The organism is Undibacterium sp. GW821-FHT07F11, from assembly GCF_059418665.1.
In genome coordinates this window covers 38498-54739 of the sequence record NZ_JBWKQH010000007.1, presented here as the reverse complement: position 1 = coordinate 54739, position 16242 = coordinate 38498, and the positions used below count along the sequence as shown (strand labels likewise).

Sequence of the window (16242 nt, the reverse complement as noted above, 5' to 3'; positions counted from 1 at the left end):
TTTTTGCATTCCATGCAGCGATAACTGCATCCTGTCCGCTTCTTCTTGTTCGTGCATCCAGCATCCCTTACATTCACGGGATTTATTACATTGGAGACATGGTATGAGGAGATGGGTAAATTGGATTTTTCTTGCAAGCCTAACTATGCCTGTCCTGGCACAGGCGCAAATTGATCTGACTGTGCTGGATCGTGGTATGACCGGGCCTCGCGCGCAAGTTCTGGTGTTGGGGACTGTGCATTTGAGAAGCATGCCAGCCAGTTTCAATCCTGCATCGCTGGACGGTGTGCTCGATAAGCTGGCGAAATTCAAGCCGGAGATTATTACGATAGAAACCGAGCCAGGTGAAGAGTGCGATATGGTTGCCCGTCATGTTGCCAGGTACGGTGCCGACTATTGCGCATCAGTCGAAGTGGCCAGGCTGGCTACCGGACTGGATGCACCAGCGGCGATGGCCGAAGCAGACAAGATGCTCAAGGCGTGGCCGCAACAATCAATGGTCACGGCGGCGCAGCGTCGTCGTCTGGCTGCCTTGTTCATGGCATCGTATGACACGGCGTCTGCCTATGTGCAATGGCTGCAATTGCCAGAAGCTGAGCGCCGCGCAGGCGATGGTTTGAATGAGGTGTTGGTGGATAAACTCATGCAGACCGGAAAGCGCAAGGACGAAAACTATCAGATCGCTGCCCGCCTGGCCGCACGTCTGGGTTTGCAGCGTGTTCATGCGGTGGATAATCATACTGGTGACCGTATTGATGTGCCAGACATCAAAGCCTTTGTACGTTCCATAGAGTCGGCATGGGCAGCAGGCAATGCGGCTATGAATGTACGAAGAAAACGCCAGGAGGAACTGTCGCAAGCATCAGATCTTTTGCCCTTATACCGATATATCAGTGAACCTGAAGGTTTGCGCATTTATGCCGAAGCCAATGTGATCCCTGCTATGCGCGCCAAGTCAGCAGAAGGCTATCCGCAGATATGGGTAGCAGGCTGGGAGGTCCGCAATTTGCGCATGGTCGCCAATATTCGTGAAACTTTCCGCGAGCGTCCTGGTGCCCGTGTTTTGTCTGTCGTAGGTGTCTCCCACAAACCCTGGTTTGATAGTTGGCTGGGACAACTGCAGGGGGTGGATATTGTGAATGCGTTAGATGTACTGAAGTGAGGTGCTCACTATTGTTGGTGTTGGCTATTCGCAGGAGTGGCTTTAGCCGCGAATGCTTTGTTGCATGGGCCATGTGTGGTACTGGCTTTGCTGCAATTGCTGTTCGCGACTGAAGCCGCTCCTACAGAAGGGGGCGCGTATTTTATTGACTGACCATTTCTGTATTTGCGGCTTCATCTTCCGAGAATTTTTCCAGCCCGCGTGCCAGCGATGAGACGCTGGGGTTTTCTACGAAGACGCAGCGTTTGCCTGTGCGTTTGCAGAAATCCTTGACGCGCCAGTAGGCGGTGTGGCTGATGCAGCCTGTCTGGCAGATGACGAGGTCGGCTGCCGCAAGGCTGGCGTCAAGCAGGCTCTGGTTGTCTTCGAGGCCGCCGTCATGGTGGGCGAAGCGGCCGCCTATACGTTCTATGAGGTCGCGGTAGGTGGGTACATTGCCGCTGCGGCCACCTACACAGAGCACAGTTTTTTGTTTCAGGTGCAGGGTGATGGGATAGACTTTTTCTTCTGGCTGTTGCCTGCTTTGCTCGGTTGCCTGTTCATGCATGTCGGCGGCGGTTTTGGTCGCTTCTGCCAGTTTTTGCTTTAGCTCGCGCACCTGGTTTTCTGTTTCAACCTGGCGCTCAGCCATTTGTTCGATTTTCTTGAGCAGGCGCTGGCGGGTTTCCAACTCAGGCACTTCTGCCTTGAGGGCGGCGATGTCGCAACTGAGGAAATGGATGCTACTGTCCTTGCCTATGTTTTCTGCACGCAGTTGTATCAACTGGGTGTTTTGCTTTTCGATTTCGCGGGTTTTTTCTGACAGGGCGCGGTTATGCCTTTCCTGCACGCGACCGAGTTCACGGGTCAGTAATTTGTTTTGTTCTAGCAGTGCATTGAAGCGGTTTATGTCTATACGCACGCTGGCACCAGCCTGGTGCTGCAGCATGTGCATGTCGCGGCATAAGCCATCTTGCAGGTCAGCGTCGCAACGCGGGTGTGTCAGTGCGGCCCAGAATGCGCCGGCAACATCACCCTTGTCGATGGCGGCCAGCCACAGACGGGTGACGGCTTCAACTGTTTTTGCCGTGCGAAACTCTTGTACGGTGCGGGCATAGCGCTGTTCCAGCTCTTGCTGTATGGCTTCTGAGAGGCGGTTGCGGCGACCACATTCAGAGATTGCGCCGACATGTATCTCATAATCTTCTGCAATGGCCTGGCCATTCATGGCCTTGTTGACGATGCGTCGCAAGGTCGTCAGTGGTATGCAGACACCGACGACGGGGCAATGGCATTCATGCGTCAAATCCCAGATACGGCGACGGCGTGAACCCGCTGGCGTGGCTTCTGGTGTTAATGCAATACTATGTTTGTCATGTTCACACATACGGTAATCCTCTTGATACTTCTGACCAGGTGATGTTGCATAAACTTGCTTGATGATTTGCTTAATGCATTTTTTTACCCGGTGCTATTTCAAAGCCGGTGACGTGAGGCGCTTCCGGGGTTTTGGGCAGGCGGGCTTCATAGCTTTCTATGTTCAACTGCGCTTCTGCCAGCATATAGGCGAGGACACGGAAGGCCTCGACATCAAAGCGCAGGGAAACATGGTTCAAAGACAGGTGAACTACCCCGCATTCCGGGCAGATCATGACTTCGCCTACTTTGCTTGAGGCCAGACCGAGGTGCTGGCAAGCGTTGGTTGATGGCTGATGTTTCATGTGTTCCTCTGAGTGTGGATTAAGATGTCGCCTTGGGTGCAGGAATGCTGGCGCACGGGTCAGCACGGGTGTGGGCCTTGACGACATGGATGCTGTCATACATGCCGTTTTTTTCTGCTGCAGTTTCAGCCGATATTTCTACATAGCCGTGGACTTGCAGGCTGGTTCGCTGGTTTGCTGGTAGCCATACCGGTACACCGAGATCACGCCTGACGTGGCCATTGCCAGCCAGCAGGACGACGCCGCGGTCGGCGTTTTCAGTGACGATCTTGGCCATCACAACATCACGCGCAACTTGGGCCCTGACCATACTGGGGACGATATTGTCCGGCATCTTGCCGCAATGGCCGCTTTCCATTGCAGCACGCTGGCCATCGACTACCACGGCGGGCAAAGGCTGGTCAAGTTTGTAGCTGGTGATGGTGTTCTTGTCGAGCACGGCAGCATAGCCTTCACGCATGACACGGGCGGCATCGGCGCGGGACAGGTTGGCAGCCAACAGCGGCAGCTTGTAATCGATGGCAAGCTGGATGACGGGGCGGTAGTGCGGCCATTCCCAGCGCTTGTTGCCGAGCTTGCTGATGATGCAGTCTGCATCTGTACAGCTTGCCTGAGCCTGGGTAAGTTCGGCCTGGTTTTCGCGGTCGAACTGTTCCATGGCGATGGCGGGGTGCCAGCCTGTGACGACCATTTTTTTCAGGTCGGCATAGCGTTGCGCATGTCCATCAGGATTGTCGTGGACTTCGCCCAATAGCAATATCTTGCTGCCACTGATTGGCTTTTCAGCCTGGGTCGCGCATGCTGATAAAAGGCTGGCCGTGGCCAAGCCTGTGAGTAGAATTAAATTACGCATTGCTACATGTATCCATTTCTTCACCAAAGAACCACAAGACGCCACTGGGGTCAGTCAGGGTAAAGTCGCGCATGCCATAAGGCTGTTCCACAATAGCGGTCAGGCGTACCTGGTATTTTTCTGCAATGCCGGATGAGACGATGAACTGGTGCCAGACTGCGGCATCGTCCACCAGGATATGCATCATGAAATTATTGGTATGATCAGCGACATAGAACTCTTGCAGCATGAAGCTGCATTGTTCATATTTGAGATGGGCATAGCCGTCATTGCTGAAGACAAGTTCAAATCCCAGGTCCTGGTAAAAAGTCAGGGAAGTTTCAAAATTTTTGGCAGGCACAAAGGCCTTGATTTCTTGCATCTTCAGTTTTTGCATGATCTCTCTCATTCAAATATGTTGTGAATTGCTATGCGCTTTTCCTGGCGCGTGACGAAGCGCGCAAGGGGGTGACCAGTAAATCACCTTCTTCATTATGCATGCAAGTCAGGGCGATATCGTATAAGTCTTCCAGCGCTGGCACTGCTTCGCGGTTGCTGGCGATATCAGCAACGAGCTGGCCATTCTTGACTAACAGCAGACGCCCGAAAGCCTGCATCGCATGGTTGATGTCATGCAGGATGGCGACGATGGCATGCTGGCGTTCGGTCGCATATTCTTCGAGGCTGGCGAGCAGGTCAAATTGCAGGCCGGGGTCGAGTGCTGCCAGAGGTTCATCGACGAGTATCAGGCCATCGCGCTGGTCCCACAGTTGTGCAAAGATGCGTGCCAGTTGTATGCGTGCCTGTTCGCCGCCAGAGAGGCTGTCAAAGCGACGGCCCAGTAAATGGGCTGCATGGGCCATGGCCGCTGCTTGTCTGACGATGTTGGACAGTTCAGGGTCATGCGCACGGCTGACACGGCCCAGGCTGATGACCAGATCAGTCTCCAGGCCAAAGGCAACATCGCTGTTTTGTGGCAGGACGGCGCGCAGGCGGCTGAGTTCCATCAAGGACCAGCTTGCCAGAGGGCGTGACTGGAAAGCGATGTTGCCGCTGCTGGTTTTCAATTCACGGGACAGCAGTTTCAGCAGCGTGGATTTGCCTGCGCCGCTGGGGCCGAGTATGGCGACTTTTTCTGCTTTGGCTATGCTCAGGCTGAAAGGCCCAAAGTCTTTCTTGCCCAGCCTGGCGCAGACGGCGTCCAGCTGGAGAAAATCCTGTTGTGTGGTGGTTTTCATTAACATGATTGTGTAAACGCTTCAGGCTAAGCGACCACGTGCATTACGCAGCAGGATCAGGAAGAAAGGGCTGCCCAGCAGGGCGGTGAAAATACCCACTGGCACTTCAGCCGGAATGGCGATGCAGCGCGCCACGGTGTCGGCTAGCAGCAAGAGCAAACCACCCATGAGCATGGAGCGTGGTATCACCTGTCTTTGATCTGGCCCGCCCATGGTGCGCACCAGATGCGGTGCCACCAGGCTAATGAAGCCGATCATGCCGCACCAGGCTACCGCAAACCCGGTCAGTACAGCGACCAGGACGATGACCTGAGTGCGCAGGCGGCGCACATCGATGCCGACATGGGCAGCCGCAGCTTCGCCCAGTGCCAGGGCATTCATTGCGCTGATCATGCGTCTGACCCACCACCAGGCTGGCAATAGTAATGCCAGCAACAAGCCAGCAGCCAGCCAGCTGGCACCTGCCAGGGAACCCAGGGTCCAGAAACTCAGGTTGCGCAATTGTTCGTCCGTCGCCAGATAAGTACACAGGCCCAGCACGGCGGCACCCAGTGCATTGAGGGCAATGCCAGTCAATAGCAGGCCAACGATGGAACCGGGTGAAATCCAGCGTGCCACGCGATCAAGTGCAAAACAAACCAGCAGCGCACCGCTGAATGCAGTGACAGGCAAGATCCACATGCGCCAGGACATGGGGATAGGCAAGTGCATGCCTGACAGGACAACGATACTCAAACCCGCAGCCGCCGCCGCGCCTGCAGTAATGCCCAGCAAATTGGGATCTGCCAGCGGGTTGCGGAACAGGCCTTGTGTCAATGCACCTGACATGCCGAGCGCAGCACCGACCAGCACGGCAAACAGGGCACGTGGCAGGCGAATATTCCACAAGACATAGCTGCTGCCTGCCAAAGTCTGGTCGCCGCTGAAATCAAGCAGTGTCAGCCAGTCTTGCAATTTGACAGGCACGGCACCGAATTGCGCACTCAACAGAAGAGCGGCAATCAGGGAAATACCCAGCACCAGCAGCAGGCCAGGCCTGCCGCCTTGCAAAAGTTTTTGCGGCGAACTTTGTGGCAATTCACCAGACACGACTACTGAGGCTTTCATGCCTGCATGGCCTTGATGATGGCGCTGTCCAGCTGGCTGATCGCCGATGGCAGACGTGGCCCAAAGCCCAGCATGAGCATGGCTTCTTGTGACAGCACGCGGCGCTTGCGGCCTGCCGGTGTTTGTTCTACACCCGGCAATTTCAGCACAGACTCTATGCCGCCCGAGGCTTTCAGACCCTGGTCAGTCACGACGATGATGTCGGGCTGGGCTGCGATCATGGCTTCTGGTGTCAAAGGCTTGTAACCACTGAAACCGCTGCTGCCATTAGTCGCGGTCAGGGCATTGCTGGCACCTGCATATTCAAGCACGGCATGGGCAGCGGTTTCACGACCTGCCACCATGATCTGGTTAGGAGCATGAGCGAGGATGAATACGGCTTTCGGGCCCTTGCCCTTGCGCTGCTCTATCGGTGTGCGGACCCTGGTCCATTCCTGCTGCAGGCTTTGCATCAGGGTAGCGGCCTGGGCTTGCGTACCAGTCAGTTCACCAATCTGCTTGATGCGGTCAAGCACGCCTTCAAACTTGTGATGCGCAGGCAAGACCGCCAGCGGGATACCGGAGGATGTCAACTGGCGTATCACGGCAGGCGGGCCTGCATCTTCGCTGGCGATGATCTGGGTGGGAGCCAGGGCCAGTACACCTTCTGCCGACAGGGCGCGGGCATAACCGACATCAGGTAGTTTTTGCACACTCTCAGGGAAGTTGGAGGTGGTATCGACGGCGACCAGGTCATTACTGGCATTGAGGGCGAAGATGATCTCGGTGATTGCTCCGCCTACGGCGATGATGCGTTGCTTGCCTTTGCCGGTTGCGGCTTGTGCAAAGGATGGCAACAGGCTGGAGGAAGCCAAACCCGCCAAACCCGCCAGTTGCATCAAAGCCTGCCTGCGCAGGCGATTGTGCTGGATTTGTGGGCTTATGCTGCGCATGTCTGGCTTTCTGACAAGAGGTTATCGATCAGTGCGCGCCATTCGCAAAGTTCTGGCTTACCGGGTTTGCGTTCACCAAAGAACATGGCGATGGTTTCGCCATCCGCATCAAACAATTCCAGTGAAGTGACGAGGCCATCCGTGGTTGGTTTTTTGACGACCCATGCACTGGCGATATGGTCTTCACGCAGGTGCAGGTTGAAGCGTGGGTCGAGTACATTCACCCATGGTCCCATTTTGGCAATCTTGCTGACCGGGCCGGAATGGATTTGTATCATGCCGGCATTGCCAGTAAATACCATGATAGGCACGGCTTCAGCAGCGGCTGCCTGCAACAGGTCCTGGCAGCTGCTGACATCAATTTGCTGGACAAACTGGGCATCAGCCAGACGCAATGCCTGGGTGCGTGTCACGGCAAATTTTTTCATGAGACCAAAGAAGTCATGGGTGTCACGCAAGGATGCCCAGGCCTGGCGGAAGCCGGTGACATCGATGTCCTTGTCAGCCAGTTCCAGCAGTTTTTCTGCGGCATCTTTGGTTTGTATACCGGTTTGCTGTTCAACTGCAGCAAAGCTGGCGGCCAGGGCTTCATATGCTTCTACATTGCTTTGTGGCTTGATGAAAATCTTGTGGATGGCAGTGCCGGTGGCATCATAGAATTGCAGGCTTTTTTGCTCGCTGCGCTCTTCACCGCTTCCTGTTTGCTCTGTAACGGCAAAACCAAACGCCCATTGCTGATAAAAAATCCGCAAGTCGATTTCACCTGCCAGCACCAGGCCGATATGGTGGTTGTGGCTGATTTTACTGTAGGTGCCAGTTTTTTCATGAACGCAGGAAGGGTTGCGTGTCAGGGCCATGACTTCGCCCAGGCTTTCTACTGCGGCGATAATTTCTGGCCATTCTGCGCGCAGGCAGGTGGCACGCAGCAGGCAGTTGCTTTCTATGGCTGCGGTGCCTGCGTGGGCGGCGATCAGCTCGCCTTCACTGATCTCCAGGGTTTCGGCGATGTCACGATGTCTGGCTTTTTTTTCGCGGCGCATGCTGGCGAACTGTTCACGTACATGAGCATTTTGCTGCGGGGTCAAATATTGGGCTGGCATGACGAATCCTTCAATTAAAAGTCGTAACGAACTGATACCTGGGCATTCCGGCCAGGGGCGGTGTAAGCATCTTTGACGTTGGTGTTGTCAGCCAGGCCGCGTACATCAGACCAGGCCCAGTATTTGGTATCAAAGACATTGTTGAGGTTGGCATTGACTGTCAGGTTTTGCATGGGCTTCCAGTACACACCGAGGTCAACGACGTGGTAAGAACCTGGTGCAAACTGTGTTGTCGCTGCTGGTGCTATTCTGTCGAGTTGCTTGCCTTGATGATGCTGGAGTTGCGCGCGCGCGCCCCAGGCCGCTGTGTCATAGCGCAGGCCTGCCAGGAATTTCATCGGGTTGATGGTGTCTAGCGGTGTTTTGACGCCAGCAACTTCGCTGTCACCCTTGGTGTATGAGACACCGGCAGTGGCTTGCCAGTTACTGTCGAGTTGCAATTCTGCACGGGCTTCTGCGCCACGGATCTGCGCTTTGGCCAGATTGATGTACTGGAATACCAGCGGGTCAACTGCAGTGCCAGTGCCACGCACTACTTGCTGGCTGATGAAGTCTTTGTAGCTATTGTCGAATGCGGCGAAGGAATAACGCAAACCCTGGACCTTGCCGCGGAAACCAATCTCAAAGCTGTCAGCACGTTCTGCTTTCAGTTGCGAATTGCCTATGCTGGTGTAGCCAGATGCCAGGTTGGTGAAGCCATTATTGACCTGGTCAGGAGTAGGTGCTCGGAAGCCCTTGGCGAATTGTGCATAAGGTGCAAAGGCCGCGTCGAGTTGCCATACCAGACCCAGGCGTGGCGTGACTGCACTATCAGACAGGGTAGCAACTGTGCCGCCTGTGTAGCCTGCACTGGATGGAGCAAGTTTGTAATGGTCATAACGCAGGCTGGGGATGATGCTCAGCTTGCCTGCTTCGATTTCATCCTGGATGAAGGCACCTGTAACTGTGTAAGTCGTATCCGGGAAAGGCTTGGCCGGGAAAGTTTCGCCAAATGGCGCTACCGTGCCATCGCGCAGGCCGGTGACTTCAGTGCGGTTCCAGTCAAAACCATAGCTGAGTTTTTGTTCAACAGCACCGGAGAAATTGCTTTCCATGATGTTGGACAAGCCGATGATCCTGGTGTTGTAGTGATTGTCGCGGGTGCGGTCAGCAGCGGTGTTCCTGTCTTCGGCAGAGTACTGGCTGACCTTGGCATCTTGCCAGTACAGGCGTGTCTCGGCATTGTGCAACCAGCTGGAGTTCAGGTTTTTATAGCGGTGTGCCAGGCTGAGTTTATTGCGCTCTACCTTGTCACGGGTATCGAGGTCCAGGGTGCTGGTGGATGCCAGTGGCGGCACGGCGCGGGCTGAATAAACATCAGTATCCTGCGTGCGTTTTTGCGCTTCTACACTGGCTTCGATTTGCTGGTTGCCATCGATTATGAAGATTGCTTTACCCAGCAGGTATTGGGCATTGAAATCAACTGGATTTGGTTTGGTGCGATTGACGTTCTTTGCGTCATTGTCTGCACGGTTTTCTGTTTCATGACCACGGCGGTCGCTGACCAGCAGCAAACCTTGCCAGCTGCCATTATCGCCAGCGATGGCGGCAGTATTGCGCCATGAACGGTCTACTGTGGCATAGCCAGAACGCGCGAAGCCGCCAAAGGACTGGCCTTTTTTGAGCAGGTCAGACGGGTCCAGCGTGCGGAAGCTGACTGCACCAGCCAGACCATCGCTACCAAACTGTGTGGAGGTAGGGCCACGCAAAATCTCTACTGCCTTGATGCCATCGAGTTCAAGGAAATCACCACGGCCTGTCGCAAATGCGCCAAACGAAAAACTGCCCGGTACACGCGTGCCATCCACCAGCATCAAGACCTGATTGCCTTCCAGACCACGAATATTGATGCCTTCATTACCAGCACGACCAGTGGAGCTGCCAGCCGCCGTAAAGCGGGTAGGGGCAACGCGCACGCTGATATCGAGTTCATTGCGGAACAAGTCCTTAATGTCGCGACCACCTTCTTGCTCTATCCTGGCAGCAGGGATGACGGTGACGGTATTGGGCACACTATCGACTGTTCTGGCTGTACGCGTAGAGGTGACAGTAATATCTTTGAGGGTAGTAGCTTCTGTTGGTGGGACCGGGCCGGGAGTTTGTGCAAAAGTTGTTGCCGGAGCCATGCCCCATGCCATACCCAGCGCCAGGGCGATTTGCGTCTTGCTTAGCATCGTGTTTCCTAATTTAAAAAATTGGACACTGGCTAGCGGCGACTGGCTGGTGTGTATCGTGTACAACTCCCTGGCCGGCATGGTTATTGCACCGTGCATAAGGCTGGGAGCATCGCAAAAAGGGGAGTTTTTACGATTAATATATTTTAATGGAGTTTATTATAAATGAGAATCATTCTCAGTCGCAAGTGCAATTAGGTTTTTGTTTTGGAGCTGCGCATGGAGAGATTTTTATCGCGGAAGAAGGTGATTAGCTGTTAATTCGCCCTGTTTCGAGACTTTAGATGCCTTTAATTTCCGGTTCAGCGTTTTTAGAGCCAAATAATTGCTCACTACCCTTTTGCGAAGTTTGCAAGGCAGCGAAACTATGTGCACGCACTAGCTTTTCATAGTTTCTGATGGCGTCGTTTGGCATGCTGTCACCCAAATGTATCTGATTGACCGCTTGTGTCAGAGCTGCAGCATCATACAGGGCAGAATTGGCACCGAGGCCACTGGCGGGACTCATGGCGTGGCTGGCATCACCCAGGGCAGTGACGCAATGCGTACTCCATACTGGCATGTCGCTGGCAATCTTGATTGGGAGCAGGGTGAGGGCTTCTGTTGTTGTCAACTGGAAGAGTGCTTGCAGTTCAGTGGTCCAGGATGCAGTAGTTTGCGCAAGGCAGCTGCGTATGGCAAGGGATGTGGCAGGCAGGGGTTGGTCATTCTGCAGACCAAAGCTACTGCGTTTTCCTATCAGGGCCCAATAGATATAGTCGCTGACTGGACTGATGGAGCCAGTGTTCATTCTAGCGATTTTTGTATCATGGTCAAATAACATGGTGTCGATAACGGCTGCCAGTTCATGGGCAAAGATGATGGATGTGCCGGTTTGCAATTGCGCGGGCACTTGCTGGCGTATTTCGCTGCTGTAAGCGGTTTTTCCATAGATGCAGATATTGCCTGTGTCTTGCGGTGCAAGTTCAGGGAGGCGCAATTCGCGTACTTGAGAATGTACGCCGTCGGCAGCGACTAGCATGTCGGCCAGACTGCTGCTGCCATCTTCAAAGCGTACAAGGATTTTACGGTCCGCCTGTTCGCTATAGTCAATCAGGTTTTTATTGAAGTGCACATGCTCCTGTATGCCACTCAGCAAGACTTCACGCATGCTGAGACGGTTGGCTTTGAGGTCTGGCACTGACGCTGATTTTTCCTCTGCTTTGTCATGCTGCCAGTCTTCTACCCACTTTCCCGCCAGGATTTCAAGTTGTGGATTGAGGGTGTTGACCTGTTCGGATGGCAGCGCGCAAGTATGCTTGAACAAGTCGTACAGCGTGGCGGGCAGGCAAGCGGCGAGAGCAGTTTGACCAAGCTGGTCTATACGCAGGCGATAGCCTTGGCTGCGGCTGTCGGATGCGGCATCTTTTTCATGTACTTCAAAGCTGATACCGTTTTTCTTCAAGCCTTGTGCGAGGCAGAGTCCGCCGAGTCCGGCGCCGATGATGCAGATATGTAGAGGAGTATTCATTTTTCGCTTGGCTTGGTTTGTCTTAAGCCAATTATTGGACAAAAGTGCGGATGCCTGATAACGTTGTTTTGACTATAAATACTGAATTTTTGCCATGAAATTACAATCAGCACCTGACTATAGCGACTGGCATGATGGTCCGGCTCTGATTGCCCTGCGTAGCGAGAAGGGGGACGAGGCTGATGCTGATCATCAGTTTTTGTTGGGCACGCGGGAATATGACTGGCATAGCCATGCGCGTGGCCAGGTATTCTGTGTCGAGAGTGGCCTTGTACATGTGCGTACCGCACATGGCTCATGGCTGCTGCCACCGCATCGTGCTGGCTGGATACCGCCGGGGCAAGCGCATAGTGTCAGTATCAGCGGGGCCATGAGCGGCTGGAGTGTCTTGATTGCTTCTGCCGCTTGTGTGGATTTGCCTGCACAGCCTTGTGTCGTCAGCATCAATGAGCTGATGCGTGCGCTGGTGGTACGCGCCGCCAGTTGGTTTGCCTTGGAAGAATTAAGTAATGAGCAGACGGCAGTGATGACAGTGTTGCTGGATGAATTGTGTCAGGCTCCGTGTGAGGCTTTGCATTTGCCCATGCCTGCCAGCCACCGTTTGCGCGGAGTGAGCGCAGCCATTCTCGCGCAACCGGGTGCCAATCTAAGCTTGCCTGAACTAGCTAGTCTGGCTTGCATGTCTGTGCGTACACTGAGCCGTCTATTCCTGGCAGAAACTGGCATGAGCATAGGACAGTGGCGTCAGCAGGCTCAGCTCTTGCACGCGCTGGAGCGTCTTGCTGCTGGCGATGCAGTCGCCACAGTTGCCGATGCCTTGGGCTATGCGACACCGAGCAATTTTATTGCAATGTTCAAGCGTTATCTGGGGCAGCCGCCAGGGCGATATTTTAGTCAGGCTTGATTTTCTTTTTGTTGACTCGTAGCTTCAATATCTACAGGCAGGGTAAAGAAGAATTCACTGCCCTGGCCGATGACGCTAGTGAAACCGATTTGCCCACCGTGATGTTCTATGATGGCCTTGGAAATACTCAGGCCCAGGCCGGTACCACTTTTCTTATGGAAATCGGAAGAAATAGCCTGGGCAAATTTCTGGAAAATGCGCTCACGGAATTCCTCCGCAATGCCTATGCCCTGGTCGATGATGGCGACGCGTAATTGTCCTGGCTGGGATGTTAATAGTACATCGACGCTGGCGCCTTGGGGTGAGAATTTGGCGGCATTCGAGAGCAGGTTAATGAGGACCTGGGTGATGCGGTCGGTATCTATCCTGACAATGTCATCCTCAACTTCTGTCTGCAGCCTGAGACTGACCTGGTGCTGCTCTGCATAGGCGGCAGTAGCAGCGATGGCCTGTTCCAATACGGGAATCAAATGTACGTGGGCGAGATTGAATTCCATCTTGCCTGATTCTATTTTTTCTACGTCAAGGATGTCATTGATCATCCTGACCAGGCGCTGGCAGTTCTTGGTGGCGATGTCGAGGATTTTTTCCGCGCTGTCGGGCATTTTTCCTAATGCGCCACCCATGAGCAAGCCAAGTGCACCGCGTATGGATGTCAGTGGGGTGCGTAATTCATGCGAAACGGTGGAGATGAATTCGTTTTTCATGACTTCGACTTTTTTACGCTCGGTGATGTCGTAGGCGATATTGAGGAAGCCGGAAATTTCTCCAGTGCTGTCTTTCAAGGCCGTGACTGAGAGCATGACGGGAAGGCGGCTGCCGTCTTTGCGCCTGTATGTCCATTCGCTTTCATCCGCCATGCCATGCAGGGCACGCAAGGCAAAGACAGCAAACCCGGCGGCTACCGTGGTATCAAATTCAAGACTGAGTTTTGCCGCCCGGATGGCCAGTTCTTCGGCAGCATGCAAGCAGACTGGGGTTTGCAGGCCTATCATTTCTGCCGCGCTATAGCCGAGCATGAGTTCTGCACCTTTGCTCCAGACCTGTATCAAGCCTGTAGTATCGGTAGCGATGATGGAAAAATTAGCGCTATGGAGTATGGCATTTTGCAAGGCTGTGGTGGCAGCCAGTTGCGCATTCAAGGCGAGGATGGCCTCTTCGGATTTTTTGCGTTGGCTGATGTCGGTGCCAACGGTGCAGACACCATAAATTTCACCCGATTCATTGCGCAAGGGGGTGAGCATGAGGATGTGGGTGGTGTTGATGCCGCCTGCAGTCACGGCGACCTCAGTGCGGTGTATAGTCCCGTTTCGTATCACTTCGTCTGACATGCGCATGTATTGTTCTGCCTTGTCCCTTGAGAAAAGATAGTACACGCTGGTGCCAACCAGACTGGGAATATTGGCGGGTTTGAAGAGCCTGTCATATTCCTTGTTGGCGTAGAGATAGTTGCCATTTTTGTCGCGCAGGCAGACTGCCGATGCTGTGCTGTCCATGACGGCTTGCAGCAGCATGAGGTTTTCATACTGAGCAATTTCGTCACGTTTGCGCTGGGTGATGTCGGTGCCGACACCGCAGGCGCCGAAGACTTCACCATCGGCATTAATGAGCGGGGATCGTACAACGAGGTACGTATGCATTCCATCTTTTTGCTGCACCATGGCTTCGGTGCGCAATGCTGTCTTGGTGGTGATGACGGTTTGCTCTGCGCTGCGGTATTTTCTGGCCAACTCGTACGGAAAAACGTCTTCGATGGTTTTACCTATTAATTGCTCGCGCTTCATCTGGAAGACGTTTTCATATTGCTTGTTGATGTAGAGATAGCGTCCCTCAAGGTCACGTACATGGATATAGGACTCTGTGCCTTCCATGACGGTTTGCAGCAGCAGGCCACTGCGTATCAGTTCTTCTTTGCTGGCTTGTAATTCCAGTGTGCGTTGCCTGACTTTGTGTTCGATATGAAAAGCATTGCCGCTGACGACCAGCAAATACACGCTGATGAGACTGGTAAAGAATAAGCCGCCTATCAGAGTGGCCCAGGCTGACCAGGAATGATGCAGTTGCCAATAGGCGGGCGAGGGTTGGGCAGTGAATTCAAATTCATGGTCGCCAAACAGGATGACGCTGCGGAAACCCATTGTTGTCTTTTGCTTGTCCAGAGTATCGTAGACATCGGCCTTGTCGGCGGCACTATTGAGATCACGCAGGCGAAACAAGACCTGGGCCCGTATATCTTCGGTAAATACATGCCTGATCAGGTCGTCTACTTGTAATACGCTGAGCACGACACCGCGAAAAGCGGTGCGTCTTTCTTCCATTGTAGATATGGGGCTATGGCGCGCATACACGGGCGCAAAAATCAGGCTGCCTGTGACTTTTTTTGCCCTGTCTGTACTGACGATACTCAAGGGGGAGCTGGTGCTCAGATGGCCTGTGTCACGCGCTCTTTCTATGGCAACTCTTCTGCCCGGCTCAGAGAATAGATCAAAACCCATGGCGGGCCGGTTAGCCAGGTATGGTTCAACAAATTCTACGGGCAGATAAAACTCACGTGCTGTTGCGGAGCTGAAAATTTTGTTATCTACGTATTGTTTGATGGAGAAAGAGGCATGACCTTCTTTTCTTAACCGGGCTTCAAAGTCCGCTCTGTCGCTATGCAAGACCAAGGGGGCCCAGTCGACAGCAATGATGGTACTTTCTCTTTGCAGGGTAGAGCTGACAAAGCTTTGGAAATCTGCTCGAGACACATGGTCTGTGCTGGCGAAGAAGCGCTCCAGATTGCGCAGTAGTTCACTCTGGAAATCGAATCTCTGCTGCATGGCTTGTACCATGCGGCTGGCTTCGGTTTCGAATTCCTGTTTTTGCCGGTCCAGCTCAGATTCGCGAACATAGAGGAAGACGGAAACAACAACAGATAATGTCAGTAGTAAAGGCATGCCTACATTGAGGCGACGGGATTTCCAAATAGTACGCGGATGGCCTATCAATATCATGACCAGCGGCGCGACAATGAGGACGCCGAGGATGTCACCTATCCACCATGTGAGCCAGTTACCAAACATGTCAGCTGCTGGTAGCAAACCCAGAGTGAACAGGGAAAAGATGCCGACACTGGCATTGACCAGACAGCCAACCGGACCTGCCAGCAGCAGGAAGAGGGCAACATGACGTTCATCATCCAGCGCCGCAGGATAACCGACAAAGCGTTTTAGCAGGTAGGTGCTGCTCATGGCCTGTAACATGGCACCGCTGGCAACCAGCAGCGCAAGACAGATATTTGTTGCCGTCAATTGCCCCTGGCTCTCCCAACCTATCCATAGATTGAAAATACATGAACCCAGGGCTACACCAGGCAATAGACGATAACCGCCAGTTAATACGGTGGTGACAGCAATGCCAGCCGGTGGAAAGACGGCAATGGCGTAACCGGGAGGAATCGCCAGCAGCAAGGCTATACGTCCCAGTAATATGTAGACGAAGGCAAGTAGCAGATTCCTCATTACCACGGATGAGAAATTGTTCAAGGACGATGCGGGCAAAATAC

General features: G+C 53.7%; 13 protein-coding genes. 2 read left to right on the top strand and 11 right to left on the bottom strand.

The window, feature by feature from the left end; all coding sequences use genetic code 11:
• Window positions 1–145 precede the first annotated feature (145 nt).
• Entirely contained in the window at window positions 146–1162 is a 1017-nt protein-coding gene (locus AC07OI_RS18075) for a DUF5694 domain-containing protein (protein ID WP_495258153.1), read from the top strand.
• Window positions 1163–1304: 142 nt separating this feature from the next.
• Here the strand turns inward: AC07OI_RS18075 and AC07OI_RS18070 are convergent, their stop codons facing one another.
• The 10 genes from AC07OI_RS18070 to AC07OI_RS18025 all read right to left on the bottom strand — a co-directional run bounded on the left by AC07OI_RS18070 (window position 1305) and on the right by AC07OI_RS18025 (window position 11794).
• Window positions 1305–2528, bottom strand: coding sequence for a DUF2325 domain-containing protein (locus AC07OI_RS18070; RefSeq protein ID WP_495258152.1), 1224 nt, complete (start codon window positions 2526–2528; stop codon window positions 1305–1307).
• A 61-nt stretch (window positions 2529–2589) separates the two neighbouring features.
• Window positions 2590–2862 (bottom strand): hypothetical protein, encoded by a 273-nt coding sequence (locus AC07OI_RS18065; RefSeq protein ID WP_495258151.1) that lies wholly within the window; start codon window positions 2860–2862, stop codon window positions 2590–2592.
• A gap of 19 nt (window positions 2863–2881) precedes the next feature.
• The gene (locus AC07OI_RS18060; protein WP_495258150.1) at window positions 2882–3715 is read right to left on the bottom strand and encodes a ChaN family lipoprotein; all 834 of its coding nucleotides are present in this window, start codon (window positions 3713–3715) and stop codon (window positions 2882–2884) included.
• Window positions 3708–4091, bottom strand: coding sequence for a VOC family protein (locus AC07OI_RS18055; RefSeq protein ID WP_495258149.1), 384 nt, complete (start codon window positions 4089–4091; stop codon window positions 3708–3710). The genes AC07OI_RS18060 and AC07OI_RS18055 overlap by 8 nt, the downstream gene beginning before the upstream one ends.
• A gap of 31 nt (window positions 4092–4122) precedes the next feature.
• The gene (locus AC07OI_RS18050) at window positions 4123–4938 is read right to left on the bottom strand and encodes an ATP-binding cassette domain-containing protein (protein ID WP_495258148.1); all 816 of its coding nucleotides are present in this window, start codon (window positions 4936–4938) and stop codon (window positions 4123–4125) included.
• Window positions 4939–4953: 15 nt separating this feature from the next.
• Entirely contained in the window at window positions 4954–6039 is a 1086-nt protein-coding gene (locus tag AC07OI_RS18045) for a FecCD family ABC transporter permease (protein WP_495258147.1), read from the bottom strand.
• Window positions 6036–6971, bottom strand: coding sequence for a heme/hemin ABC transporter substrate-binding protein (locus AC07OI_RS18040; protein ID WP_495258146.1), 936 nt, complete (start codon window positions 6969–6971; stop codon window positions 6036–6038). Before AC07OI_RS18040 ends, AC07OI_RS18045 begins: the two co-directional genes overlap by 4 nt.
• A complete protein-coding gene (locus tag AC07OI_RS18035; RefSeq protein WP_495258145.1) occupies window positions 6959–8071 on the bottom strand; it encodes a hemin-degrading factor in 1113 nt (370 codons plus the stop codon). Before AC07OI_RS18035 ends, AC07OI_RS18040 begins: the two co-directional genes overlap by 13 nt.
• Before the next feature lie 14 nt (window positions 8072–8085).
• Complete coding sequence (locus AC07OI_RS18030; protein ID WP_495258144.1) at window positions 8086–10284, bottom strand: TonB-dependent hemoglobin/transferrin/lactoferrin family receptor; 2199 nt, start codon at window positions 10282–10284, stop codon at window positions 8086–8088.
• A gap of 280 nt (window positions 10285–10564) precedes the next feature.
• The gene (locus AC07OI_RS18025) at window positions 10565–11794 is read right to left on the bottom strand and encodes an FAD-dependent oxidoreductase (RefSeq protein ID WP_495258143.1); all 1230 of its coding nucleotides are present in this window, start codon (window positions 11792–11794) and stop codon (window positions 10565–10567) included.
• A gap of 94 nt (window positions 11795–11888) precedes the next feature.
• Between AC07OI_RS18025 and AC07OI_RS18020 the strand changes: the two genes are divergently transcribed.
• On the top strand, window positions 11889–12698 hold the full coding sequence (locus tag AC07OI_RS18020) for an AraC family transcriptional regulator (protein WP_495258142.1): 810 nt from the start codon (window positions 11889–11891) through the stop codon (window positions 12696–12698).
• Here the strand turns inward: AC07OI_RS18020 and AC07OI_RS18015 are convergent.
• Entirely contained in the window at window positions 12689–16198 is a 3510-nt protein-coding gene (locus AC07OI_RS18015) for a CHASE domain-containing protein (protein WP_495258141.1), read from the bottom strand. The two genes, AC07OI_RS18020 and AC07OI_RS18015, sit on opposite strands and share 10 nt — an antisense overlap.
• Window positions 16199–16242 lie beyond the last annotated feature (44 nt).

Excerpts from the sequence above, each read along its gene's own strand:
- AC07OI_RS18075 (WP_495258153.1), top strand. The coding sequence starts at position 146 with ATGCCTGTCCTGGCACAGGCGCAAATTGATCTGACTGTGCTGGATCGT.
- AC07OI_RS18070 (WP_495258152.1), bottom strand. The coding sequence starts at position 2,528 with ATGTGTGAACATGACAAACATAGTATTGCATTAACACCAGAAGCCACG.
- AC07OI_RS18065 (WP_495258151.1), bottom strand. The coding sequence starts at position 2,862 with ATGAAACATCAGCCATCAACCAACGCTTGCCAGCACCTCGGTCTGGCC.
- AC07OI_RS18060 (WP_495258150.1), bottom strand. The coding sequence starts at position 3,715 with ATGCGTAATTTAATTCTACTCACAGGCTTGGCCACGGCCAGCCTTTTA.
- AC07OI_RS18055 (WP_495258149.1), bottom strand. The coding sequence starts at position 4,091 with ATGCAAAAACTGAAGATGCAAGAAATCAAGGCCTTTGTGCCTGCCAAA.
- AC07OI_RS18050 (WP_495258148.1), bottom strand. The coding sequence starts at position 4,938 with ATGTTAATGAAAACCACCACACAACAGGATTTTCTCCAGCTGGACGCC.
- AC07OI_RS18045 (WP_495258147.1), bottom strand. The coding sequence starts at position 6,039 with ATGAAAGCCTCAGTAGTCGTGTCTGGTGAATTGCCACAAAGTTCGCCG.
- AC07OI_RS18040 (WP_495258146.1), bottom strand. The coding sequence starts at position 6,971 with ATGCGCAGCATAAGCCCACAAATCCAGCACAATCGCCTGCGCAGGCAG.
- AC07OI_RS18035 (WP_495258145.1), bottom strand. The coding sequence starts at position 8,071 with ATGCCAGCCCAATATTTGACCCCGCAGCAAAATGCTCATGTACGTGAA.
- AC07OI_RS18030 (WP_495258144.1), bottom strand. The coding sequence starts at position 10,284 with ATGCTAAGCAAGACGCAAATCGCCCTGGCGCTGGGTATGGCATGGGGC.
- AC07OI_RS18025 (WP_495258143.1), bottom strand. The coding sequence starts at position 11,794 with ATGAATACTCCTCTACATATCTGCATCATCGGCGCCGGACTCGGCGGA.
- AC07OI_RS18020 (WP_495258142.1), top strand. The coding sequence starts at position 11,889 with ATGAAATTACAATCAGCACCTGACTATAGCGACTGGCATGATGGTCCG.
- AC07OI_RS18015 (WP_495258141.1), bottom strand. The coding sequence starts at position 16,198 with ATGAGGAATCTGCTACTTGCCTTCGTCTACATATTACTGGGACGTATA.